The following is a 23,629-nucleotide window of genomic DNA, read 5'->3' on the forward strand; positions in this document are numbered from 1 at the left end:
TTCCGCTGACACAAAGGGTTGAGACCTCGCTTCTCGGTCTCAACCCTTTGCGCAACTCTTTCTTGGATGGTGTCTCGCTGCAAGCTTTCGATCCGTCAAGACTCTACATCGAAAGCAATGCGGTTAAACCTGATAACAAGCAAACTATGGCTGCGTATCCTGTGACTTCGATGCTTGTAAAGCAGCCGGCATAAACCACCAGCGATTATGTCGGGCGAAGCCCGAGCCGAAGGCCCTTGCGCTTTGGCCCGAGGAACGAGGGGCAAAGCGCAAGGGCAATATGCTTCCGAGGTGGCTCCACCTCGCCGCCGGAGGCATGCTTTTGCAAATGGTTTTCACCATAGACGATACGCTTTCAGCCGTCTCCAAACAACCGCACCGCATTCTCCCAGGTGATTTGAGCGATCTCGTCAGGGGTGGTTTCCCGCACGGCGGCCAGTGTGTTCACGACGTGTATCACATGGGCGGGCTCATTCAAAGGCCCGGGGACCTCTGCCGGAAGCATGTCCGGGCTGTCCGTCTCAATGAGGAGGCAATGGTCGGGCACGGCAGCCGCAGCTTTTTTGGCCTTGTGGTTGGCTGGGCGGGTGATGGAGCCGGAAAAGGAAAAACAGGCGCCGAGGCGCAGGCACTCGCGCACCATCTCCACGGAGCCGGAGAAGGCATGGATGGCGCCGCCGTGGGGCAGGCCCCCCTCCTGTTTGAGGAGTTCCACCAGGCGGCCCCAGGCCTTGCGGCAGTGCATGGAGACAGGCCGCTTCAGGGCTTTGGCCAGCCTGAGCTGGGAGAGAAACACCGCCTCCTGCTTGCCCCGGTCCAGGCCGTCCACGGCAAAATCAAGGCCGATCTCCCCCACGGCGGCTGCATCATCTGTCATGCGCTGCCTGGCTAACACATTGGTTCCAGTCCGGGAGAGGTTCTCGATGAACTCAGGGGATGCACCCGTGGCAGGAAGGATCTCGGGTGTGCACGCCCGGCGAGCCGCCCAGCGCCCCCCAGTCCTCTTCCCGGGTACCGCAGGAGAGGATGCGGGCAACCCCAACGGAGCGGGCCCGGGCCATCATGGCGTCCATATCCCCTGCCACACGGGGATCCTGAAGATGGGCATGGGTATCAAAGAGTTTCATATTCATGGGGGCATTTTACAGTCGGATGGGCACCTTTTCAAGCGATGCCTCCGACGGGCAGGGGATAAGTCCCCTGCACCCCGGGTTCGCACATGCTCCGAGCCCTCGTTCCTTGGGTTCGTCCAATGTGCTGACGGGCTTTGCCCGTAAAAACTTATCAGGAGAGGGCGTTACGCCCCCAAAAAAAAAGCCGCTGCGATTCACCCCATGGGCACATCGCAACGGCATCTCAATCAATCAAGGAAATTCAGGTATCACAGGCCACGGTTCTCGGGTGCGGCCTGTCAGCGTAAGCTGGAACGCTCGCCAGCTCAGGCTGTCGGAAATAAATAATCACACAATGGTTCGCCAGAATACCGCTGGGATTTGAACCGAGGAACGAGGGACAAAGCCCGGCGGTAATTTGCTTTCAAGGTGGCACACCTTGCCGCCGGAGGCTGTTTTTTGTGCTTTTATTTTTTTTTTGCAGCCTTAGCCGCCCATGATGGCCCGGGTGACCTGGTAGGCCATCACCGAGAGTACAAAGGCAAAGCCTGTGTTGAAGACCACGCTGAAGGTGGCCCATTTCCAGGAGGTCTCTCGTGCGATGACCACCACGGTGACAAAGCAGGGTGCGTAGAGCATCACAAAGACCAGGAGGGCCACGGCGGTTGCCACGCTCCAGGTGGGGTCGGCGGCCAGTCGCGTGGAGAGCCCTTCGGCCTCTTCGGCGTCCACCTCGCCCAGGGAGTAGGCAGTACCCAGGGTGGAAACGATGACCTCTTTGGCGGCAAAGCCGCCCAGCAGGGCGATGTTGGTTCGCCAGTCAAACCCTGCAAGCTGGGTGAGGGACTCCATGCCGGTGCCGATCTTGCCTGCCACGGAGTGCTTGAGGGCGTGCTGGGACTCGCTGTTGTCGATCTCGGCGAGGCGAGCCTCAAGGGCGTCGGCGCTCAGGGTGGATTCTGCCACCGTGCGCTGGGACGCGTACTGAGCTGTCTCGCTTTCAGGCAGTCCGGGGAAGGTCATCATGGCCCAGATGAGGATGGAGATCCCCAGGATCACGGTACCGGCCTTCTTGATGTAGGACCAGGCACGCTCCCAGGTGTGGATGAGAAGCCCTTTCAGGGTGGGCATGCGGTAGGGAGGCAGCTCCATGACAAAGGGAGTGGACTCGCCCTTGATCACCGTGGATCGCAGGAGCTTGGCCACCACCAGGGCCGCGGCCCATCCGCCGAGGACCGTCCAGAACATCACCGAGGCGGAGTTCTCGAAAAAGGCGGCGGCGATGAGGATAATCACCGGCACCTTGGCGCCGCAGCTCATAAAGGGAGCCGTAAGCACGGTGGCGAGCTTCTCTTTGGGGCTTCTCAGGGTCCGGGTGGCCATGACGCCGGGCACGGCGCAGCCGCCTGCGATACCGCCGGAGACGATAAAGGGCATGACCGAAGATCCGTGCAGGCCGAAGGCACGCATGACGCGGTCCATCATATAGGCCATGCGGGCCATGTAACCGGAGTCTTCAAGGAAGGCGATCATCATGAACATCACCATGATCAGGGGCACAAAGCCCAAGACGCCCCCCACGCCGCCGATGATGCCGTCCACCACAAGGGATTGAAGCAAGCCCTCGGGCAGAACAGCCGTGGCCGCATCCGAGAGCCAGGCGAAAAAGGTCTCCACCCAGCCCATGGGGATCTCGCCCAGGGTGAAGGTGGCATAAAAAATGGCATAGAGAATGGCCACCATGATGGCCGGCCCCATGAACTGCTGGGTCAGGACCTTGTCCAGCTGGTCGGAAAACTGGAGGCGCGCCTGGGGACGTACCGCACGGACCACGCCCTCTTTCATCAGGGCGGCGATGTAGCCGTACCGGTAGTCGGCAATGAGGGATTCAGGGCTGATCTTTAAGGTGGAGCGGCAGTGCCGGGCCACGGATTCGGACATCTTCGTAAGGACAGCGGCGGTCTCGGGGTCTTTTCTCTCCCCCATCTTGATCACCTGCTCGTCGTTCTCCAGATACTTGATGGCTACCCAGCGGGCCGGTGCGCGCTTGGCTAAAAAGGCGTTCTTTTCCACCACGGCCACCATCTCGTCGATGACAGGGTCGAGGTCCGGTCCGTAGGAGATGGCAAGGGGAGCCCACTGGCCCTGCTTCTCTTCGGCAAAGCGGATGGCCTCTTCCATGAGTTCGTCTTTGCCGTCGCCGGTACGGGCCACGGTCTCCACAACGGGAAGGCCGAGGCGCTGTGAAAGAAGGGCCGTGTCGATCTCTTTGCCCTGCTTTCGAACCGAGTCCATCATGTTGAGGGCCAGGACCACAGGGACCCCGAGTTCCATAAACTGAAGGCTTAAGTAAAGGTTTCGTTCCAGGCTGGTGGCGTCAAGGATGTTCACCACGGCGTGGGGACGACGCTCCACAATGTAGTCCCGGGCCACGAGCTCCTCGGGGGTGTAGGCGGTGAGGGAATAGGTGCCGGGAAGGTCCACGATGGTGAGTTCGTGACCGTTATGGCGGGCATCTCCTTCGCGGTGTTCCACGGTGATGCCCGGATAGTTTCCAACCCTCTGGCGCGCGCCGGTGAGGGAGTTGTACATGGTGGTCTTCCCGGAGTTCGGGTTGCCGGCCAGTGCCAGCGTCAAATGCTTGTCCATGATAATTCTGCTTACCTGCTGTAAGATGTCCATGTCATGCGCCCAGGCCGCCCCTTGATTACATCAGACGGAGCGCCTTGTGCAGGGCTGCCGGTGCTACGCTTCAAGGGCGTCCACAAAAATAAAATCCGCTTCGCTGTTCCGGAGGGTCAGGGTAAAATCCCTGAGCCGGATGGCCACGGGGTCTTTAAGGGGGGCCTTGCCCACCACCGTAAACTCGGTGTTGGGAACGATGCCCATGTCACGGATCCTCCGGCCCAGTTCGCCTTCGCCGGTGACCATGCGGATCACGCCTTTCTGATCCACCTTCATCTTACGTAAACTCATCATCTCTGCCATTGTTGCCTCACTTCATGCCAGTGTCACACTGCCGTTAAGAAAAGATAAAACGGGGCTTCATGCCCCACGTCGTCGCTGCCTGTATCCGCATGGGAACAGGCGCCCCCGGTCCGCGTGCCTGCCGCATCTCATCTGCGGGGAGGTGCTTTCGGGGAACGATGACCTCACGGTTCCTTCGGGAAGCCTCTTTTTTGGCAAGCCAAAGTTTTTATGGGGTTGATAGCACACCACCTCACCCCATGCAACTCTTTTTTTCAACGATTTCAATCGGTCAACGAGGTCCCTCACACACCACGCCAGGCCAGTCAAACATATCATTTCAAATAGTTAACCGGAAAATCAGTAAAACACTTTGACCCAAAGACCTTCTTTTTTGCTAAAATATTTTTCGGATAGCCAAACTTTTTACATTGACACATCCTCAGACACTCCCTATCTTTCTCATGCACCCGTAGGGGGTGCCAAGCGGCTTACACCGCCCCCGTGCCCATCAACACCATGGGCCGCAACCCCTTTAATAGAGAGGCCGATTTCATGCTTGACACAGCTATCGTCATTCTGGTGGTGGCCGCCGCTTTTTTCTTTACCGCGCGGTCCCTCTACCACACGTTCACCGGAAAAAAGAAAGGGTGCAGCTGCGACTGCTCCCAATGCGGTACCAGCAACACCTGCGACATCCCCGACGACAAGCGGCTGCTGTAACACAGCGTTCCCGTTTATTTCCTTTATTAAACATGAAAAGGCCCGCAGACGGTCCCTTCCGGGAACCGCTTACGGGCCTTTTTTATTTTAAGACCAGGCGTCACTCTCTGCGTCTATGCTCCGGTGTAACGAAGGAACGTCGCATGTGGGAACCCGGTTAGAACCGCTTTCCCCCCCGGGGGTAGGCGTCTGCCTCCATCAGCAGGGGGCCGTCCCACGATGTGTAGGCCCCGTCCCGGGCCAGGGTGTCTCCCACATCCCGGATGCCCAAGCGGCCATAGGTTTCGGCCGTGGGCAGCCCTGTGTCCGGGTCGTAACCGTTTTCCCGGTACCAGGACCGCACCAGGGCCATGTGCTCTTCCCGCTCTTTGACCCCTTCCGGGGAGTGCTTGAAGTCCGGGCGCTGGGGCAGCATGTCGTGGGTGATGGTGATCCCCTGGCGGGCGTTGAAGGCGCGCTCCACGGCCCCGATGCGGTCGGAGACCTCTTCCACCATGGCGCCGGTGTAGGTAACGCCCGTGGCCTTGGTGAGCATGTCGGCCAGGCCGTCAAAAAGGGACCCTTTCCAGATAAGGGGCAAGGCACAGGTCCAGGTGTTGACCGCGCCTTTGCATCGGCCGATGGTGTCGGCCAGGGTGGTCACCCGCTCCCCATGGATCATGGAGTGGACCGGATCATCGGTGATGATGCCTTTGTCCATAAGGTCCTTGAGCACGTCCTCATCGGAGTTTTCCCCGCAGGACCAGCTTCGGCCGCGCAGGTGGTCGGCACCCCGTGTGGCGATGGCGTGTGCCAGGGAGAAGAGGCCCGCAGGGTAGACCCCGCGCCCCAGGCCCTTGGTGTGATAGCAATACTCCATGGCCCCGTTGCCCACGATCTTGGCCAGGGAGTACATGCCCTCGGCAATGAGATTGCCGAATCCTTCGCGCATGACGGTCTTGTGGACCAGTTCCACCTGGTCTTCGGCGTTCTCCCAGGAGAGGTCGAGGCCGCCCGTCACCTCATCGTCGATGATGCCCCGGTTGTAGAGGTCCTTGGCCAGGGCGATGGTGTTACCGATGGCAATGACATCCACCCCGTAAGCATCGCAGAGGTTCTCCATCTCCATGATGGCCACCGGGTCGTCCACCCCGCAGTTGGTGCCCAGGCAGTAGACCGCCTCGTACTCCAGGCCCTCCCCCACCTCGCCTTTGCGCTCTCCCTTGGGAATCTTGTAGAGGTTCTTGCACTTGATATGGCAGCTCTGGCAGCCCACGCGATCGATCTCGTACTCTTTCCACGCGTCGTGGCGAATCTGGGCCGGAACCTCCTCGGGAGAAAGCTCCTTTTCAAAGTTGCGGTACCCGGGATACCAGTGGGTGATGCCGTAGTGGGAGCCGTAGACCGCCGCCACCTCCTGCTGCACCCGATCCTTGGCCATGAACTGCTTGTCCTCCTTGGACAGGGCGAGGAACCCGGGCCGGTCAAAGAGCTCAGGACGCCCGGTTCCCCTCAATACAATGGCTTTTAGGTTTTTGGATCCCCACACCGCCCCGCTGCCCCGGGAGGCCGAGGCGTACTTGTCCACCATGGTGGAGGCAAGGCGCACAAGGTTCTCGCCGGCCTGGCCGATGCAGGCCACGCACACACCCTTGCCGTGACGCTCCACGAGGATGTCGGTGGTGGCCCAGGTGTCCAGTCCCCAGAGGTCCCCGGCGTCATGGAGGGAGACTTCCCCGTCTTCGATGAGAAGATAGACGGGCTTATCCGAGGCACCTTTCACCACGAGCTGATCGTAGCCGGCGCGCTTCATCACGTTGCCCATGGTTCCCCCGACGTTTCCGTCCCCCATGATCCCGCTGTAAGGGGACAGGGTGCTGACATGGAGACGGCTGGAGAGGCCCATGGTGGTGGCCGTCAGGGTCCCGGTGGCAAAACAGAGAAGGTTCTCCGGCCCCAGGGGGTCCACTCCGGGCCCTACCTCGTCAAACAGGGTTTTAGCGTTGAGGCCCCGGCCCCCGAGGAAGGCCTTGGCCACCTCACGGTCCAGCTCTTTTTTTTCCAGGGTCCCGTGGGTCAGGTCCACACGAAGCACGGTTCCGCACCATCCGAACATAACGACACTCCCCGGGCGATGGGTCACCGCCCTGTTGCAATCCAATCGATATTTACGAAGAAATTCCCCATTCTTATCGTATCCCGCAGGCAGACACAAGCCCGCACCACAATCTTCTTTACGGTGCCATGCCGGGGGCCTATACTAAAATGTTTGGGCATTACGTTAGATTGCCTTCCATGGATAAAGCGGGTTGAACAACCAGGCCTCCGGCGGCCAGGTGGGGCACCTGGAAACCCTAAGGCGAATGCATGGAGGGCCACATCATGCAGACGTTTTCGAGGCATTCGCGTGGCCTGTGACATATGGCAACCGCTTTTGCAGGAGAGGCCCATTTTATTTTTCTGCAAACCCGATGAAGGGCATTAGGGAGCCGCTTGCCTTTAACCGGAATAACTCCTGCGGCGAGGTGTGACACCTCGAAGACAGGGGGCGAATGCGCTTTCCCTCTCGCTTGTCGCGCCGTACCCCTTGGACGTGGGCGAAGGCGGATTAAACGCTTTGCCCCCAGCAGGGCCGCCGGAGGCAGTGCGGTAAAATCGACAATGACCAAGTAGCGACAACGTATCCTGTGGCGTCGAAGCTTGTGAGCCAGCCCGCATAAGCCATCGGCGTTTATGTCGGGCGCAGCCCGAGTCGAAGGCCCTTGCACGTTGCCCTGAGGAACGAAGGGCAACGTGCAAGGGCAATAAGCTTTCGAGGTGTTTTTGCTATTGTGGCTTCGCCACCCTCGCCGCCGGAGGCATGCTTTTTCCACTCACTTTAACCATAGAAGACATTGAAAAACGAAGGCCTCCCGGTATCGCCCGGGTGGTGCCAGGAAGGATTCTCTATACATATGGACGCAACCATCGACATCAAGCAGGAGGTCCTGGATTCGGCCCTCTGGCTTTCGGAAAACAACTACTTCGGCTCCCACCTCAGCTCCGGGGGCAACGTTTCAGCGCGGGTGCCCGGTGAAAACCTTTTTGCCGTCACCCCGTCGTCCGTGCCTTACAACGAACTCTCCCCAGAGGACATCTGCCTGCTGGACTTCGACCTCAACCGGCTGGAAGGGGATCTGAAGCCCTCCATCGAGGCGGGGATGCATGCCGCTATTTACAAGGCGCGGCCGGACGTGGGGGCCGTGGCCCACACCCACCAGTTCCACGCCAGTATCTTTTCGGTGCTCAACACCCCCATCCCCCCCCTTTTTGACGAGATCACCATGCACATCGGCAACCAGGTGGCGGTGATCCCGTACGCCATCAGCGGCACCGACGCCCTGGCCGCCCAGGTGGGCGATGCCGTCACCAACGGCTGTGCCTGCTTTATCATGCAGAACCACGGCGCCCTGAGCTTGGGGGGCTCCCTCAAGCAGGCCCTGAGGAACGCCGAGTTCCTGGAAAAAATCGCCAAGGTTTACCACAGCGCCCTGGCCACGGGTCGTCCCGTCACCACCCTGCCGGAGCATGCCCTGGCCTTCTGGGACGAAATCCGGCAAACCCTGTGACCCCGGCTCGGGGGTGCTGTTTTTTCCGGTGGCATCCCCCGGCCCCTTTCTGATAAGAAGCGGGCACAACAATGAGATACAGGAAGCCATCGCAACGCACCCTCTTGATTCGTTTTGCGGTGACATCCGTCACCCATAGAACCGAAGAATAAGGGAAACACCCCCCATGACCCATAGCGATAGCGACACAGACAACCACGATCACGACCAGAAGGAGGAGCTGGCGGCCCTGCTGAAACAGGTGCTGCCCTTAGAGCTCCCCCACGTTCACTTTAAGGACATCGCCGCCATCGAGCGGGTGATGCCCCAGGAGAACTTCACGGAAATTCTCACGGACCTGGCCCACGGGAAAAAAGGGCCCTACACCCTCATCGACGTGAGGTCCGAGGCCGAGTTTGAACGGGAGCGCCTCCCCTTTGCCGTGAACATCCCCATCCTCACCAACGAGGAACGGCACAACGTGGGTCTCATCTACAAGCGTCACGACAAAGACCTGGCCCTCTCCTACGCCTGGCACCTGGCCCGGCAAAAGGAAGAGGCCTACCTTAAAAAGGTCCGGGAGCTGGCCCAGGGCGGGCCCGTGATCCTCTACTGCTGGCGGGGCGGGGGCCGAAGCCGCTACACCACCAGCATGCTCAACCAGAACGGCATCGACGCCGTGCGCCTCAACGGCGGGCAAAAGGCCTTCCGCAAAGAGGTGCACACCATGCTGTACGAAACCACGCTGACCCTCTACCCCTTCTCCGGCCAGACCGGCTGCGGGAAATCCGAGCTGCTGGAGCACATCCAGGCACACCACCCGGACCTGCCCGTCCTCCACCTGGAAGCTGCGGCAGGCCACGCCGCCTCGGTCTTCGGGGAGATCCGCTTCAACCTCATGGGGGAGTCCCTGGCCAAGAGCCAGCGAGACTTCGAGACCAACCTCTACGTCAACATCCTGCAGCACCGAAACCCCGACGGCAGCCTGCCTCCCTTTCTCACCGAGATGGAGAGCTCCAAAATCGGCCGGTTCAACCTGCCCCCCTCCGTCTGCAAGGCCCTTGAAAAGGAGACCCACATCGGCCTCACCTGCCCCCTTGAGACCCGACTGGCCCGTCTGGAGAAAGAGTACTTCGGCAAAGGGGGAAAAGAGGTGGAGGAGATGGTCAAAGACGCGGTGCGGTTCCTCACGCGCCGGGTGGGCAAAGAGACGGTGGAGAGATGGTGCGCGGCCATCGACGCCGGGGACTATCGCGGGTTTCTCAATGAGGTGATGGTGGACTACTACGACAAGGTCTACAAGGCCGTGGACGCCCCGCCCCTGTTCACCGTGCCCAACATCGACCCGGCCGAAGCGGCTGCAGCCATTTCCGCGTGGTACCACAGCGCAAAAGAATAAACAGGGGAATTATGCCTCCGGCGGCCCTGCCGGGGGCCAAACTTTTGAAAAGTTTGACAAACAGGTCTTTCCTGTAAAACACGGTTGCCACATCCCACGCGAATGCCCCAAAAACGGTTGCTTGATGTCTGCCTTCAAGCATTCGCCACAGGGTTTCCAGGTGCCCCCACCTGGCCGCCGGACACCTCGCTCCCAGGCTCTGCCTGGGGGTGTCGGTTGCAAGGCTCCGCCTTGCAGGTGTGAGGCATGGCGGCATAACGAGCAGAATATACAGTGTTACGCAACCTCAATCGTGGAGGCAGAGCCTCCATGCATCATTCCCAGGCGGAGCCTGGGAACGAAGGGTACCCTGGGCCAGGGGATTGCCCTTCAACACGGGCACAGCCCGTCAGGAAATGGGATGAACCTGAGAAATCCACTTACGCCCGTGTCTGCGTATCACCACTGAACCAACGTCACCGGGCTACGGCGCGTCAAGCGAAGGCGATAGAGCATTCCCGAACCTGGATCCAGGAAATTTATTCCCTGGCCGCCGGAGGCTTTTTTAAGCTGAATAGTTACCTGAACCGATACCGAAGGAGTCCATGTTTTGCCAATCATGATCACACAGCGACTCTCCCTTGGTGACGACGAGGTGGAGATCTCCGCCGTCAAGGCGTCGGGGCCCGGGGGCCAGCACGTCAACACCTCGGCCACGGCCATTCACCTGAGGTTCGACATCCGGGCATCCTCCCTGCCCGAGGTCTACAAGGAGCGGCTCCTGGCCCTGTCCGACCACCGCATCACCGACGAGGGCATGGTGATCATCAAGTCCCGGGAGCACCGCAGCCGGGAGATGAACCGCCAGGCAGCCCTGGAGCGCCTCATCAACCTGATCCGGGGGGTGACCGCGGTGCCCAAAAAAAGGCGCCCCACCCGGCCATCGAAAAATGCCAGGGAGAGGCGCCTCAAGGCCAAGACCCGTCGCGGCGACCTGAAAAAATCACGGGGAAAAGTTTCCCACGAATAGACGACCCCAACGCGCAGCTGAGGCTACGACACATGATCATCTATCTTATCGGCATGGTGGGCATTGCCGCCTTTTCCGTCACCGGGGTGGTGGCGGCGGGCAAAAAGGACATGGACCTGTTCAGCATCATCCTCCTTGGGGTGGTGACGGCCCTTGGCGGCGGCACCATCCGGGACATCCTCATGGACGCCAACCCCATCTTCTGGATCGGGGACGAGACCTACCTCTGGGTCTCGGTGGCAGCCGCCCTCATCGCCTTTTTCTTTATCCGCTTTGTCAGCAACACCTACACCCTGTTTCTCTATGCCGACTCCTTCGGCATGTGCCTGTTCACCATCACCGCCGCAGAAAAGGCCCTCTCCCTGGGCTTCTCCTACCCCGTGGCCGTGCTCATGGGCCTGACCACCGGCATCGCCGGGGGCATGATTCGAGACATCCTCACCGGCAAGATGCCCCTGCTTTTGGGCCGGGAGTTCTACGCCACCCCAGCCCTCCTCGGCGCCTCCCTCTTCTGCCTACTTCTTCACCTGGCACCGGACCACGCCTTCAACCGCTACTACGGCCTGGCCCTGGCCTTTGGCCTGCGGTGCGCCTCCATCCACTGGGATCTCTATTATCCGCGATTTCTTTTGTACAAGGGAAATGCGTAGCCACAGAATGTCAAGGCGTCCCCACCTTGCCCCAGCCGGAGAGGATATAGGCGGCACAGCCCACGCCGGGCTTGGCGGAAGCTGAGGCCACCGGGCAATTCTTTGCGCAGCCCCCGCAGGCCAGGCAGTTGTCTTGACGGGCGGCGCGCGTTTCAGGCCCCTCCCTGGCAAGGTCGCCCTGGGGGCAGACCACGACGCAAAAATCGCATCCCGCGCAAAGATCGGTATGGAGCTCAAGGGTTGCCATATTTCCGACAGGACGAAGCTCTTTCATGAAAGCACCTCCTTGACCTGTGAACGGCACCGTCACCCGGCTGTGATTCCGGGCCCGATTTCAGTATACCCGGAAAGGGAACCCTTAGGCCACCCTTTGCGAGTTCCCCCACCCATCCCATCATTACCATCCCCACCCTGCGAGCAACCCGCCTTCACAATTTCTAAATCTTCAGAAGAATCAAATATAATATTAGCCCCATATCATCGAAAAGCCGACAAAGAAGGCCTTAATTCAAGGAACATTTGAGCAAGTCAATACAAGGCAATCCATAGAAAAAACTTGATGTTTTATGAAAATAGAAGTTAAATGACCGTTCGTAAGGACAACCCAACCCCAACGCTGTATCCAGCTATCCACGTACCGTTTCCATAAAGCGTTGTGGCAATGTGCCCATGGGTTCATCGGCTTATGCACGGGCCTCGTCATATCTCGTTACTAACGCACAATAGTAATATGAGACAACTTGACGCAAAGAGACCAGTAGGCATGACCGGACAGGGCAAACAGCCGGCCGGCCCCCGGCCGACACCGGTTTGCATGACCCTCGTCGCCTGTCCGTCCGGATCCGGGTGGGACCGGATCCCGTCACACCGAGACCAACAATGAGGAGATGTGTTTATGAAAAGAGTTCTGTTTCTTGCCTTGTGTTTTTCCCTGACGGCATCCATTGCCGCGGCCGCCACCATCAAGATCGGCCTCATGTGTCCCCTCACCGGTTCCTGGGCCAGCGAAGGCCAGGACATGAAACAAATCGTCGAGCTGCTAGTGGAGCTACAGCCTGCAGGTCGGCTCCTCGGCAAGCAGGTGGAGATCATCACCGAAGACGATGCCGGCGATCCCCGTACGGCCGCCCTGGCCGCCCAGCGCCTGGCCACCCGCGACATCATCGCCGTCATCGGCACCTACGGTTCCTCCATCACCGAAGCATCCCAGAACATTTACGACGAAGAGGAGATCATCCAGATCGCCAACGGCTCCACGGCCATCCGCCTTTCGGAAAAGGGACTGGACTACTTCTTCCGCTCCTGCCCCAGGGACGACGAGCAGGGCAAGGTGGCGGTGAAGACCCTCATGACCATGGGCTTCAAAAAAGTAGCCATCCTCCACGACAACACCACCTACGCCAAGGGTCTGGCCGACGAAGCCAAGGCGCTGCTGAAAAAAGAGCCTGCGGAAATCGTCTTTTACGAAGCCCTCACCGCCGGAGAGCGTGATTACAGCGCCATCCTCACCAAGATGAAGGCCTCGGCCCCCGACGCCGTCCTCTTCACCGGTTACTACCCCGAAGCGGGCCTTCTCCTTCGCCAGAAGATGGAGATGGGCTGGGATGTGCCCTTTATCGGCGGCGACGCCACTAACAACCCCGACCTGGTCAAGATTGCCGGCAAAAAAGCCGCCGAAGGTTTCTTCTTCCTGAGCCCCCCTGTTCCCCAGGACCTGGACTCCGCCGAAGCCAAGGCCTTCCTTGCCGCCTACACCAAGAAGTACAACGGAGTCCCCGGCTCGGTCTGGGCGGTTCTTTCCGGTGACGGATTCAACGCCATCGCAGCCGCCATCAAGGCCACCGGCTCCACCGACACCAAGGTCCTTGCCAAGTACCTCCACAACGACCTCAAGGACATGCCCGGCCTCACCGGCAAGCTCTCCTTCAACGAAAAAGGGGACCGCGTAGGCGATCTCTACCGTCTCTACAAGGTTGACGGCCAGGGGAGCTTCGTGCTGCAGCCGTAAGGGGCGACAGCCTCGCCCGAACAGGCTGAAGACGGCGAGGCGCCTCGCATGCTTATCACCCCGGCGACAACCTTATCGATGGGTGCATGCAATCGCCGGGTTGATAGAAATCCCAACACGCATCAGAGGCATCGGGTTCCCGGTGCCTCTGCCGCGTGATGTACCACCGGAGAAGTAAGATGGAACTGTTTTTTCAACAGCTGACCAACGGCCTGGCCGTGGGGGGCATTTACGCCCTCATCGCCCTGGGCTACACCATGGTCTACGGCGTCTTGAAACTGATCAACTTTGCCCACGGCGATCTCTTCACCATCGGGGCGTACCTGGGGCTCACTCTGCTTTCCGCCCTGGGCCTCACCGACCGACTGGGCCCCTTCGGCGTGGTCCTTGCCCTGGCCATCATGGTCATGGGCCTCGTGGCCGTGGTGGGCATCATCCTGGAACGCATCGCCTACCGCCCCTTGCGCGAATCCCACCGGCTCTCGGCCGTGGTCTCGGCCCTGGGCGCCTCCATCTTCTTCCAGAACGCCGTCATGCTCATCTACGGCGCCCGCTACCAGGTCTACCCCCACGACATCCTGCCCAAGGTGGTGATCCCCATCTTCGGCCTCAACGTGCCGTTGCTGCGCATCCTGATCCTGCTCACCTCCGTGGTGATGATGGCCGCCCTCTACTTCTTCATCCAGAAGACCAAAACAGGCACAGCCATCCGGGCCGTTGCCATCGACCAGGGCGCGGCCAAGCTCATGGGCATCAACGTCAACGCCGTCATCATGATCGTCTTTCTCATCGGCCCGGCCTTAGGGGGCGCGGCCGGTCTCATGGTGGGCCTCTACTACGGGCAGATCAACTTCACCATGGGCTGGATCTACGGTCTCAAGGCCTTTACCGCGGCCATCCTGGGCGGTATCGGCAACATCCCCGGGGCCATGCTCGGCGGCCTGCTCCTGGGGGTCATCGAAGCCCTGGGCGCGGCGTATATCTCCATCGCCTGGAAGGACGCCATCGCCTTTGTCGTGTTGATCCTCATCCTTATCGTTCGTCCCACCGGCCTCCTGGGCGAACGGGTTGCGGAAAAAGTGTGACGGGACCTGTCCCGCACGTGGGCCGCCCACGGCCCGCCACCACGCCTTTATCAACCCTGGACCGAATTTTTTACAGCGAGGCCATGACCGTATGAAACGAAACGCCATTTACATTGCACTTGCATCACTGCTGGCCATCTCACCGGCCTTTCTCAACGCCTACTGGGTGGACGTGCTGAACAGCGTCGGCATGTACGCCCTGCTGGCCCTGAGCCTGAACATCATCCTGGGCCACGCCGGCCTGTTCCACATGGGCCATGCCGCCTTCTACGCGGTGGGGGCCTACACCACCGCCATCTTAAACACCACCTTTGACATCCCCGTGCTCTGGCTCATGCCCGTGGCAGGGCTCATGGCAGGGCTCGTGGCCCTGATCGTGGCGCGGCCCATCATCCATCTGCGAGGGGATTACCTCCTTATCGTCACCATCGGCTTTGTGGAGATCGTGCGCATCGCCCTCATCAACAACGTCTTCGGCATCACCGGAGGGGCCAACGGCATCTTCGGCATCGACCGGCCCTACATCTTCGGCTTCAAGATCCGAAAACCCCACGAGTTCTTCTACCTCATCTGGGGGTTCATGGCCGTGACGGTCTTTCTCTTTCACCGCCTGGAAAACTCCCGGTTCGGCCGGGCCTTGAACTACCTGCGGGAAGACGACGTAGCCGCCGAGGGCAGCGGCATCAACACCACCTACTACAAGCTCATCGCCTTTGTGCTGGGGGCGGTGTGGGCCGGCATGGTGGGCACCATCTACGCGGCCAAGATGACCATCATCGCCCCGGAGTCCTTTAACTTCTGGGAGTCGGTGGTGATGTTCATGATCGTGATCTTAGGGGGCTCCGGCAGCATCCGGGGGGTCATCCTAGGGGCCTTTCTCGTCATCGGCCTGCCCGAGATCTTCCGAAGCATGAGCGCCGTCAGCGACCTCATCAACAGCCTCTTTGCACACTTCGGCGTCACCCTCTCCCTGGACTTCGGGAACTTCAGCCAGGCCCGCATGCTGATCTTCGGCGCGGCCATGGTGATCATGATGATTTTCAGAAACGAAGGGCTCCTGCCTCCACGGCCCAGGACGTACCCCCTTGACAAGATACGGGAGGAGATGCCGTGAGCCTGTTAACACTGGACAACCTCATCAAGGACTTCGGCGGCTTACGGGCCGTGGACGAGGTCTCCTTCGACGTGGAGGCCGGGGACGTCTTCGGCCTCATCGGCCCCAACGGGGCGGGCAAGACCACGGTCTTCAACCTCATCACCGGCAACTACGTGCCCAACCAGGGCAAGGTGATCTTTAACGGACACGTCTTAAACGGGATGGCCCCCAACAGAATCGTCTCCATGGGCGTGGCCCGGACCTTCCAGACCATCCGGCTTTTCAAGACCCTCTCGGCCCTGGAAAACGTCCTGGCCGGGTGCCACTGCCGCATGACGTCCGGCTCCATCGCCGCCATGCTGAAAACGCCCTTTCAAAAGCGGGAAGAAAAAGAGGCCATCAAGCTGGCCCTTGCCGAGCTGGACTTCGTGGGCCTCTCGGAAGATGTCGAAACCCGGTCCGACAGCCTCTCCTACGGCAACCAGCGCCTCCTGGAGATCGCCCGGGCCCTGGCCACCCAGCCCAAGCTGCTCATCCTGGACGAACCGGCAGGGGGCATGAACGAACAGGAGACCGACGCCTTAATCGACATCATCGCCCGCATCAAGGCCCGCGGCATCACCGTGCTTCTCATCGAGCACGACATGAGCCTGGTGATGCAGGCCTGCGAAAAGCTGGTGGTGATTGAGTACGGCAAGAAAATCGCCGAGGGACTGCCCGAAGAGATAAAGACCAACAAGAAGGTCATCGAAGCCTACCTGGGCACCGACGACGATGAGGAGGAGGGCGAAACGTGCTTTTAGACGTAAAAAATCTCCATGTGAAATACGGCACCGTGGAGGCCCTTCACGGCATCAACCTGCACGTGGACGAAGGGGAGATCGTCACCATCCTGGGGGCCAACGGCGCCGGGAAATCCACCACCCTCATGACCATCAGCGGGCTCTTGAAACCCTCGGAAGGCGAGATCTGGTTCGACGGAAAACCCATCCACACCATGCCCGCCCACAAGGTGGTGGAGGAAAAGCTCACCCAGTCCCCGGAGGGCCGCCGCGTCTTCTCCACCTTAACCGTCCAGGAGAACCTCAACCTGGGCGCTTTTACCGCCAAAAGCCACAAACGGGTGGAAGAGACCCGGCGCTGGATTTTTGACCTGTTCCCCCGCCTCAAAGAGCGGAAAAACCAGCTGGCAGGCACCCTCTCCGGCGGCGAACAGCAGATGCTCGCCATCGGCAGGGCCCTCATGAACAATCCCCGGATCCTCCTCCTGGACGAGCCGAGTTTAGGCCTTGCCCCCATTCTGGTGAAAGCCATCTTCGAGACCGTGGCCGAGATCAACAAAAGCGGGGTCACCGTGGTCCTGGTGGAACAAAACGCCAAGGCAGCCCTCAAACTCGCCCACCGGGGCTACGTCATGGAGGTGGGTCGCATCGTCCTGGAAGACGACGCCGACGCCCTCCTGGCCAACCCCAGCGTCCGGGAAGCCTACCTAGGCGGGGGGAAAAAATAAGAAAAAAAAAAAAAGCCTCCGGCGGCCCTGCCGGGGGCCAAACTTTTGCCAATTTAGATGCCTTGGGTTTGACAAACAGGTCTAAAAAAGATTTAGGTCATCTCCACATTGGTTGGCACGTCGTATGCTCTCAATCGGCAACCGGAACGTATTTGCGGCTTGTTGCGCCATGATCCTCATCGAAGAGCGCCAGGCGCATCATGAGCCTGTAGGAGACAGGGCCTTGTGCTCCTCGGGCAACAGCGCATCCAGAATGTGGGCAATGGCTATGAGCCCCGTCAGGTTCATCACCAGTCGGCACAGCATGAAATCCCAGCCCATGGATGAGGCTTCAAAGAGAAGCATGGGAACCTTGGTGGTGGACCAGGCCCCGATAAAGATCATGATATTCGAAAAGCGCGCCCCTTTTTTGATCAGCACCCCGGCCACGGGAAACGCTGCGTAAAGCGGTCCTGCAGCAAACGAGCCCAGACAGAGGGCCAGAAGCGTGCCCTTGGCACCGGACTCCCCGCCCATGAGCCTCACGATGGTTTCCCGAGGCACCCACACATCAAAAATACCCAAAAGCACAAAAATAGGTGGAATCACCAACATCATCTCCACGAGGTAATCCACGGAATGCCCCAGGGAACGTGCGGCAAGGTCTGCGTTAACGTAACCGAGGCAACCCAAGGCCGCGAGCATCAAAAGAAAAACACGGTAGCGTTTAAGCAAAGGTCTCATGTAAGCACCACCCCCATGACCACGGCCACTCCAAAGGCCAGCAGCACGTTCAACAGATTGCGGGCCAGGGAGACCCGCAGCCCGAAAATCCCCATCTCAACAGGAAGGGTCACCACCCCCACCCCCATGAGGGTGGAGACAAACACAGCCAGCTGCATGAGCCCTCCCCCGTGTTCGTATAGGGCCGCCGTAAGCGGAAAGGCCACAAAGCCGGGAATAAGGGTCACAGACCCGATGAGGGCAGCCATGCCCATCCCCACCCAGCCGGAATTCTGCCCCAAAAGGCGGGTGATGGTTTCAGGGCCAACGGCCGCCAGGAGAAACCCGATGACCAGCAGAATGACGAGAAACTGGGGCATCAGGTTCTCAAACGACTTCCAGGCTTTCATCAGAGCCTTCCGTGTCTTTCCTTTGTCTTTGGCGTAGGAGATCAGAAGCAACACAAAAGCTGCCAGGTACAACATGATGTTAAACATAAGCACTTCCCCGCAATGTTAGTACGCTAGGTTTTACAATAAAAAAAGGGGACCGGAGGTTAATGGGAACTGGAGAGATTTTCCCGCACCCTTTCAAGCACCGCGATGACCCTCTCGATCTCTTCAGGGGGCACGCCTTGATAGGCCTGGTCCAGCATCTCCTTTGAAACCACCGAGATGGTTGCCCAGACCTCATGGGCCTTTTCCGTGGGGACAAGCATTTTACGCCTGCTGTCCTCGGGGTCCGGCTCCCGCGTCACCCAGCCGTCCCGCTCCATGCGATCCACCAGGCGCACGCCGGTGGGCGTGGCAATGCCCAGCCGCTTCACCAGGTCGGTGAGGGGCAAAGGCCCCAGGGCAATGAGGTGAGCCAGGGCCCGGTGCTGAGACGGCGACACCCCGGTCCCTTTGAGCCTCTCTTCAAGGGAGTTCACAAAGGCTTTCACCGTGAGGTTGCATTGGAAACCGAGGCTTTCGTTGGGATCTATCCCTTTCATGGTATATTCCTTGGGTAAAATGAGACGGCAGAATGGCCAATCCGCTTTTTGTTAGCACGCTAGCTTATCAGGCAAAAAAAATCAATCTGTTTCATAACCATCCCAGTCGATTCTTCCAGGCATCGCAATCATGGGGGAAGCACAAGGGCAATCCGCTTTTTTTAAACAGGGCCAACGCATGTGACAACTCAGTGGCCTCCGGCGGGTCGCTTTTTTGAAGAAAAGCTCCGCAAAAAACGTTCCTATTGTGAAAATCATAAAATTGTTTCGACGAAGCCTGGAAAAGGCTTCATTATGGCCTATTTGTCTAACTTTTCAAAAGCTTGATCCCCGGCAGGACCGCCGGGAGCAAAATCTAAATGCGTTAACCCTGGCCTTTAAATGCCCTTCATCGTATTTCCAGAAGAATAAAATGGGCCTCTCCTGCAAATGTCACACACCACGCGAATGCCCCGAAAGCGAATGCATGATGTCTCCCTCCATGCATTCGCCATAGGGTTTCAAGGTGCCCCCACCTTGCCGCCGGAGGCTTTTTTTGAGCTGAAGAGTCGCTGCGGTCGAGGAACCTGGACCTCCGTCAGGTAATTGTCGGGGTCCCCTTCAAGGAGGGGACCGGGGCCTTTGTGGACCACCTGGCGGGTGGGCAGGCCGGCTTTGCGGCCTGAGGCGTCGATCCAGTCAAAGACCCGGAGGTAGCTCTCTCCCAGGGTTTCAAAGGGACCCCGGTGCAGCAGGGTGGCAAACTCGCCCCCTTCGAGGGTGCGGCAGGTCCAGGGGCTTTCCACGGGCTGTGACAGGGGCATGCACACCTCAATGTCGGCGTCGAATTCTTTGTACTCATCGTTGTAGCAGAGGTTTACCACAGGGCCTGAAATCGCCTGTTCCGCTGCGCCGCGCAGTTTGAGCACCACCTCGCCGATATCCTGCCACGCACCGGTCCAGCGGTGGGCAATCACCAGCCGGGGTTCCACGCGTTTCACTTCCACCTCAAACGTTTTTCCTTGCATCTTAATGACCTCTCTTTCTCGGTTGATGATGCGGTCAATGACAGAAGAGATGTCGTGGAGCCTTGCGATCTCGGCCTGGAGGGCCTCCCTTTTGTTCTGGAGGAATCCCACCAGGTCGGACTCATCGGCGCAGTGGGCCATGACGTGCCGGATCTCCGACAAGGAGCAGTCCATGGCCTTGAGGGCCACTACCACGCGGGCCCTGGCCGCGTCGTCCCGGTTGTAGTACCGGTAGCCGCTCTTCTCGTCCACGAAACGGGGCACCAGAATGCCCCGCTCATGGTAGAGCCTGAGGGCTTTGATGGTCAGGCCCGTGATCCGTGAAAATGTGCCGATATTGTACATACTCCGCCTTCTCTGTTCTGTTGTTCCGCGTTCACATGACCGACACCCTGAAGCCCGCCCCTGGGGGAGAGTCAAAGGAAAAAATCACGGCCCTGCCATGTTGCGGGTGGTGGTCATGCCGGAGAGGTCGTCATCATGGAATACTAAATTTTATAAAATAAATTATTATTGATATTCTATTTGCCTACAAAGTGTGCCATCATACCTCCATACTTACACCATCATCATGGGATATCAGGATATTATGCGCTCACTTATCACTGTCACCAACAGGCTGTGTGCCATGATCTGCACAGTTGCGGGAACCGGTTTGGCGGCCACGCTCCTGCCCGGGGCGGCCTTTGCCGAAACACCCCTTTCCCAGCCGCCTCCCCCTTTGTCCCCGGCCCTTCCCCTTGCCATTGCCGCATGCGGGCTTGCCATGGCCTGGAACCTCATCCTGCGCAAACGGCTCAGTGCAAAAAACCGGGAGCTCACCCTTGAGCTGGCCCAACGGCAGTCCGCGGAAAAAGAGCTGCGGGCCAACAGGCACAGGCTGGCCACCCTGGTAAGCAACCTCCCGGGCATGGCCTTCAGCCACCGCGTGGACAAAGAGAACTGGCCCATGGACTACACCAGCGAGGGGTGCCAGGAGCTCACCGGCTACAAGAGCCTGTGCGCACCGGGCATGGAGCTCTGTTACGCCCAAAAAGTGGTCCACCCCGACGACATCGGCCCCAACCGGGAGACCATCATGGAGGCCCTGGCGGAAAAAAAACCGTATCGGCTGGTCTACCGCATCACCACGGCATCAGGGGAAAAAAAGTGGGTCTGGGAGCAGGGGGTGGGGCTTTACGGCCCCCGGGACGAGTTCCTCTCCGTGGACGGGTTTGTCACCGACATCACGGAATTCAAACGGGCGGAAAAGGCACTGAAGGCAAGCCGAAAGCAGTTCCTTGACCTGGTCGTCAACTCACCGGTGGGCATCTCCATCATCCAGGGCAACCGCGTGGTCTATCAGAACCCGGAACAGGAGAGGCTCTTCGGCCCCATGCAGGACAACGGAGACGTCTTCAGCCACATTGCCCCCCACGATGACGACAGGGAGAGCATCAAACGGTTTATCGAGGTGGTCCAAAACGGCGAGGTCACCTGCAACGAGTCCGACTTCTGTTTCCTGCCGTCCACCGAGGGCGACAAAGGGCCCAAAACAAGGTGGGTCCACTGCAGGGCGGCTCGCATCGTCTACCAGGAAAAGGAGTCTGTCCTGCTCAACATGATCGACGTCACCCGGGCCAAGGAGCTGGAACACATGGTGGGCATCAAGGACAAGATGGCCTCCCTGGGACGGGTGACCGCAGGCATCGCCCATGAGATCCGCAACCCCTTGTCCGGCATCAACCTCTACCTGGGCGTCCTGGAGAAAGTCGCCGGGGACCCCGGCCAGGAAGAAAAGACCCAAAAATGCATCCGCCAGCTCAAGGAGGCATCCTGCGACATTGAAACGGTCATCAGGCGGGCCATGGACTTTCTCAAGCCGGGCATGCCCCTGTTCAGGGTGATGGATGCAAACGAACCCGTCACCCATGCCCTGGGGCTCACCGAGGCCTCCCTTCGAAAAAACGACATCCGCGTGGAGACAAGCCTCAGCAAAGAGCCCCTCCCCTGCTACGCAGACAGCAACCTGCTGCTTCGGGTGATGATGAACCTGATCCACAACGCCGCCGAAGCCATGGAAGAGCTGCCCGGCCCCCGGGTCATCCAGGTGAACACAGCCATGGAGTCGGAGCGGGTGCTCATCAGCGTCTCGGACTCCGGTCCCGGCGTGCCCCAGCGAATCCGGGACTGCGTGTTCGACCCCTTTTACACCACCAAAAGCGAGGGCACCGGCATCGGACTCAGCCTCAGCCAGCGCATCGTCATGGATCACAACGGCACCATCCGCATCGGCCAGGGGGACCTCGGGGGGGCCAGCTTTGTCATTGACATACCGACCCGGCAGGCCATGGAAAACGAATAGCCAGAACCGTTACGACGACGGGGGCAGGGTGCCGGATTCTTCGTTGTACAGGGCGTCGGCGTCCCCGTCGGCATCTTCCTCTTCATCAAACAGGTAGGGATAGCGCTGCTTCATGCACTCGGTGCAGATACCGTGGCTGAAGCGTGCCTTGGTGTGGCTTTCGATGTAGCTCTCCAGCTTCTCCCAGTACCCCTTGTCGTTTCTTACCTTAAAGCAGCTGGAACAGATGGGGAGCAGGCCGTTGAGTTCCCGGACCTCTTCCAGGGCCTGGGTCAGCTCTGTGATGAGCTGCTCGCGCTCCTCCTCGCTTTGGATGCGTCGGCAGATCTCCGCCCGCATCCTCCGATTGTAAAAGCAGAGGCAGACCCCCACGGAGACGGCCAGAATCAGCGCCACCCCGCCCCCCCTCACCGCCCAATGGTCCCAGTCAAAGGGAATCGGGGCGGCAGCCTTGTAGAAAAACCCGGACAAATCGTACCCCGGCTCTGCCAGGCCGATCTGCACCAGGGTCTCGGCCATGTGATTCCAGCGCCCTTCGTTCATGTGCCCAAGCTCCACCAGGCGCGGAAGAACAAGCTGCTTCATCTCCTCGAATTCATAGACGAGGTGCTCGCGGGAGGGACTGTCCGCCCCTTTGACGTAGGTCCCAAGGATGAGGTCGATGATCTCATCGGGATGCTCAAAGGCGTAGCGCCACCCCTTCATGGACGCCCGCACCATACGGCGCACCCGATCGGGGTGTTTGCGCACTTCCGCTTCGGTTGTAAACAGGGTATCGCCGTAAAAATCGATGCCGTATTGAAGGGGGCGGATCACGCGGTAGGGAATCTGTTTTTGACGCATCACAAAGGGATCGGTGGTGTCATAGGTGGAGAGCCCGTCCACCCGTTTTGCGATGAGATCCTCAATTGAAAAATCGTTTTGAACCCGTGTAAACTGGCCCGGATTCAGCCCTTCGGCCCGGATCATGGCCCAGACTTCGGCGTCGTTGGCTTTTTCGCCCATTTCGAGGCGACGCCCTGCAAAATCCTGGGGCGATGAAATGCCCGAATCCCGCCGCACGAGAATCACCGTGGCAGAGTGCTGGAACACAGGAGCAAGGGCCACAACAGGCATCCCGTTGAGACGCCACATGAGCAGCTCCGAACCGGCCACGCCGTAGGTGGCCTTTCCCTGGGTCACGGTCCTCACCGGCCCCTGCTTTCGGGAGCCGCCCTCCAGGAGCGTCACCCCCAGGCCCTCGTCCTCGTAAAAGCCCTTTTCCAGGGCAGCATAGTACCCGGCAAATTGAAAATGATGGGTCCACTTCAGCTGAAGGGACACCGGCTCCAGAGCGCAGGCGCAGATCGGCGACAGAAGGACGCACAGCGCCCCCAGCAGCAACGACGGACCATGCCCGGCCCTCCCATTCCGTAAAAGATGCATTGCCCCCCCAGACCCGGCCCGGAAAGCCCGTA

The 23,629-nt window shown here is 59.6% G+C and carries 22 protein-coding genes; 11 read left to right on the forward strand and 11 right to left on the reverse strand.

The window, feature by feature from the left end:
* Window positions 1–355: 355 nt before the first annotated feature.
* The 4 genes from ACOYW2_RS22675 to ACOYW2_RS22690 all read right to left on the reverse strand — a co-directional run bounded on the left by ACOYW2_RS22675 (window position 356) and on the right by ACOYW2_RS22690 (window position 4,091).
* Entirely contained in the window at window positions 356–958 is a 603-nt protein-coding gene (locus ACOYW2_RS22675; protein WP_482771073.1) for a TatD family hydrolase, read from the reverse strand.
* Window positions 930–1,133 (reverse strand): hypothetical protein, encoded by a 204-nt coding sequence (locus ACOYW2_RS22680; RefSeq protein ID WP_482771112.1) that lies wholly within the window; start codon window positions 1,131–1,133, stop codon window positions 930–932. Before ACOYW2_RS22680 ends, ACOYW2_RS22675 begins: the two co-directional genes overlap by 29 nt.
* A 465-nt stretch (window positions 1,134–1,598) precedes the next feature.
* Window positions 1,599–3,761 carry a ferrous iron transport protein B gene (gene feoB, locus ACOYW2_RS22685; RefSeq protein ID WP_482768088.1) on the reverse strand — a complete coding sequence of 721 codons (2,163 nt, stop codon included), beginning with the start codon at window positions 3,759–3,761 and terminating at the stop codon, window positions 1,599–1,601.
* Between the two features lie 96 nt (window positions 3,762–3,857).
* Window positions 3,858–4,091, reverse strand: coding sequence for a FeoA family protein (locus tag ACOYW2_RS22690; protein WP_281374520.1), 234 nt, complete (start codon window positions 4,089–4,091; stop codon window positions 3,858–3,860).
* 543 nt (window positions 4,092–4,634) lie between these two features.
* Here ACOYW2_RS22690 and ACOYW2_RS22695 point away from each other — a divergent pair.
* Complete coding sequence (locus tag ACOYW2_RS22695; protein ID WP_180142424.1) at window positions 4,635–4,802, forward strand: FeoB-associated Cys-rich membrane protein; 168 nt, start codon at window positions 4,635–4,637, stop codon at window positions 4,800–4,802.
* A 157-nt stretch (window positions 4,803–4,959) separates the two neighbouring features.
* Here ACOYW2_RS22695 and ACOYW2_RS22700 read toward each other — a convergent pair whose 3' ends face one another.
* The gene (locus ACOYW2_RS22700; RefSeq protein ID WP_482768089.1) at window positions 4,960–6,897 is read right to left on the reverse strand and encodes an aldehyde ferredoxin oxidoreductase family protein; all 1,938 of its coding nucleotides are present in this window, start codon (window positions 6,895–6,897) and stop codon (window positions 4,960–4,962) included.
* An 838-nt stretch (window positions 6,898–7,735) separates the two neighbouring features.
* Here ACOYW2_RS22700 and ACOYW2_RS22705 point away from each other — a divergent pair.
* From ACOYW2_RS22705 to ACOYW2_RS22720, 4 genes are all read left to right on the forward strand, one after another.
* Complete coding sequence (locus ACOYW2_RS22705; protein WP_482768090.1) at window positions 7,736–8,389, forward strand: class II aldolase/adducin family protein; 654 nt, start codon at window positions 7,736–7,738, stop codon at window positions 8,387–8,389.
* A gap of 166 nt (window positions 8,390–8,555) precedes the next feature.
* On the forward strand, window positions 8,556–9,767 hold the full coding sequence (mnmH, locus tag ACOYW2_RS22710) for a tRNA 2-selenouridine(34) synthase MnmH (protein ID WP_482768091.1): 1,212 nt from the start codon (window positions 8,556–8,558) through the stop codon (window positions 9,765–9,767).
* Between the two features lie 598 nt (window positions 9,768–10,365).
* A complete protein-coding gene (gene arfB / locus ACOYW2_RS22715; protein WP_482771074.1) occupies window positions 10,366–10,776 on the forward strand; it encodes an alternative ribosome rescue aminoacyl-tRNA hydrolase ArfB in 411 nt (136 codons plus the stop codon).
* A gap of 32 nt (window positions 10,777–10,808) precedes the next feature.
* Window positions 10,809–11,426, forward strand: a complete 618-nt coding sequence (locus ACOYW2_RS22720) for a trimeric intracellular cation channel family protein (RefSeq protein ID WP_482418211.1) — start codon at window positions 10,809–10,811, stop codon at window positions 11,424–11,426.
* 10 nt (window positions 11,427–11,436) lie between these two features.
* On the opposite strand, the gene ACOYW2_RS22725 is transcribed toward ACOYW2_RS22720, so the two are convergent.
* Complete coding sequence (locus ACOYW2_RS22725; RefSeq protein ID WP_482418212.1) at window positions 11,437–11,700, reverse strand: 4Fe-4S dicluster domain-containing protein; 264 nt, start codon at window positions 11,698–11,700, stop codon at window positions 11,437–11,439.
* A 621-nt stretch (window positions 11,701–12,321) separates the two neighbouring features.
* Here ACOYW2_RS22725 and ACOYW2_RS22730 point away from each other — a divergent pair.
* The 5 genes from ACOYW2_RS22730 (at window position 12,322) to ACOYW2_RS22750 (ending at window position 17,125) form a co-directional block, all read left to right on the forward strand.
* A complete protein-coding gene (locus tag ACOYW2_RS22730; protein WP_482768092.1) occupies window positions 12,322–13,434 on the forward strand; it encodes a branched-chain amino acid ABC transporter substrate-binding protein in 1,113 nt (370 codons plus the stop codon).
* A gap of 179 nt (window positions 13,435–13,613) precedes the next feature.
* Window positions 13,614–14,519 carry a branched-chain amino acid ABC transporter permease gene (locus tag ACOYW2_RS22735; RefSeq protein WP_180142405.1) on the forward strand — a complete coding sequence of 302 codons (906 nt, stop codon included), beginning with the start codon at window positions 13,614–13,616 and terminating at the stop codon, window positions 14,517–14,519.
* Window positions 14,520–14,610: 91 nt separating this feature from the next.
* On the forward strand, window positions 14,611–15,633 hold the full coding sequence (locus tag ACOYW2_RS22740; protein ID WP_180142402.1) for a branched-chain amino acid ABC transporter permease: 1,023 nt from the start codon (window positions 14,611–14,613) through the stop codon (window positions 15,631–15,633).
* Window positions 15,630–16,418, forward strand: coding sequence for an ABC transporter ATP-binding protein (locus ACOYW2_RS22745; protein ID WP_482418214.1), 789 nt, complete (start codon window positions 15,630–15,632; stop codon window positions 16,416–16,418). Before ACOYW2_RS22740 ends, ACOYW2_RS22745 begins: the two co-directional genes overlap by 4 nt.
* Window positions 16,409–17,125 (forward strand): ABC transporter ATP-binding protein, encoded by a 717-nt coding sequence (locus ACOYW2_RS22750; RefSeq protein ID WP_482768093.1) that lies wholly within the window; start codon window positions 16,409–16,411, stop codon window positions 17,123–17,125. Before ACOYW2_RS22745 ends, ACOYW2_RS22750 begins: the two co-directional genes overlap by 10 nt.
* Before the next feature lie 198 nt (window positions 17,126–17,323).
* On the opposite strand, the gene ACOYW2_RS22755 is transcribed toward ACOYW2_RS22750, so the two are convergent.
* The 4 genes from ACOYW2_RS22755 to ACOYW2_RS22770 all read right to left on the reverse strand — a co-directional run bounded on the left by ACOYW2_RS22755 (window position 17,324) and on the right by ACOYW2_RS22770 (window position 20,173).
* Entirely contained in the window at window positions 17,324–17,848 is a 525-nt protein-coding gene (locus ACOYW2_RS22755) for a permease (protein WP_482768094.1), read from the reverse strand.
* Window positions 17,845–18,324, reverse strand: coding sequence for a hypothetical protein (locus ACOYW2_RS22760; RefSeq protein WP_482768095.1), 480 nt, complete (start codon window positions 18,322–18,324; stop codon window positions 17,845–17,847). Before ACOYW2_RS22760 ends, ACOYW2_RS22755 begins: the two co-directional genes overlap by 4 nt.
* Window positions 18,325–18,383: 59 nt before the next feature.
* Window positions 18,384–18,821 (reverse strand): MarR family winged helix-turn-helix transcriptional regulator, encoded by a 438-nt coding sequence (locus ACOYW2_RS22765; protein WP_482418217.1) that lies wholly within the window; start codon window positions 18,819–18,821, stop codon window positions 18,384–18,386.
* 500 nt (window positions 18,822–19,321) lie between these two features.
* The gene (locus ACOYW2_RS22770) at window positions 19,322–20,173 is read right to left on the reverse strand and encodes a MerR family transcriptional regulator (protein WP_482768096.1); all 852 of its coding nucleotides are present in this window, start codon (window positions 20,171–20,173) and stop codon (window positions 19,322–19,324) included.
* A gap of 244 nt (window positions 20,174–20,417) precedes the next feature.
* Between ACOYW2_RS22770 and ACOYW2_RS22775 the strand changes: the two genes are divergently transcribed.
* Window positions 20,418–22,172, forward strand: coding sequence for an ATP-binding protein (locus tag ACOYW2_RS22775; RefSeq protein ID WP_482768097.1), 1,755 nt, complete (start codon window positions 20,418–20,420; stop codon window positions 22,170–22,172).
* A 9-nt stretch (window positions 22,173–22,181) separates the two neighbouring features.
* On the opposite strand, the gene ACOYW2_RS22780 is transcribed toward ACOYW2_RS22775, so the two are convergent.
* Window positions 22,182–23,495: an ABC transporter substrate-binding protein gene (locus ACOYW2_RS22780; protein WP_482768098.1), complete on the reverse strand. Its 1,314-nt coding sequence runs from the start codon at window positions 23,493–23,495 to the stop codon at window positions 22,182–22,184.
* Between the last annotated feature and the right edge of the window lie 134 nt (window positions 23,496–23,629).

Source organism: Desulfoluna sp. CLI2B, from assembly GCF_056847375.1.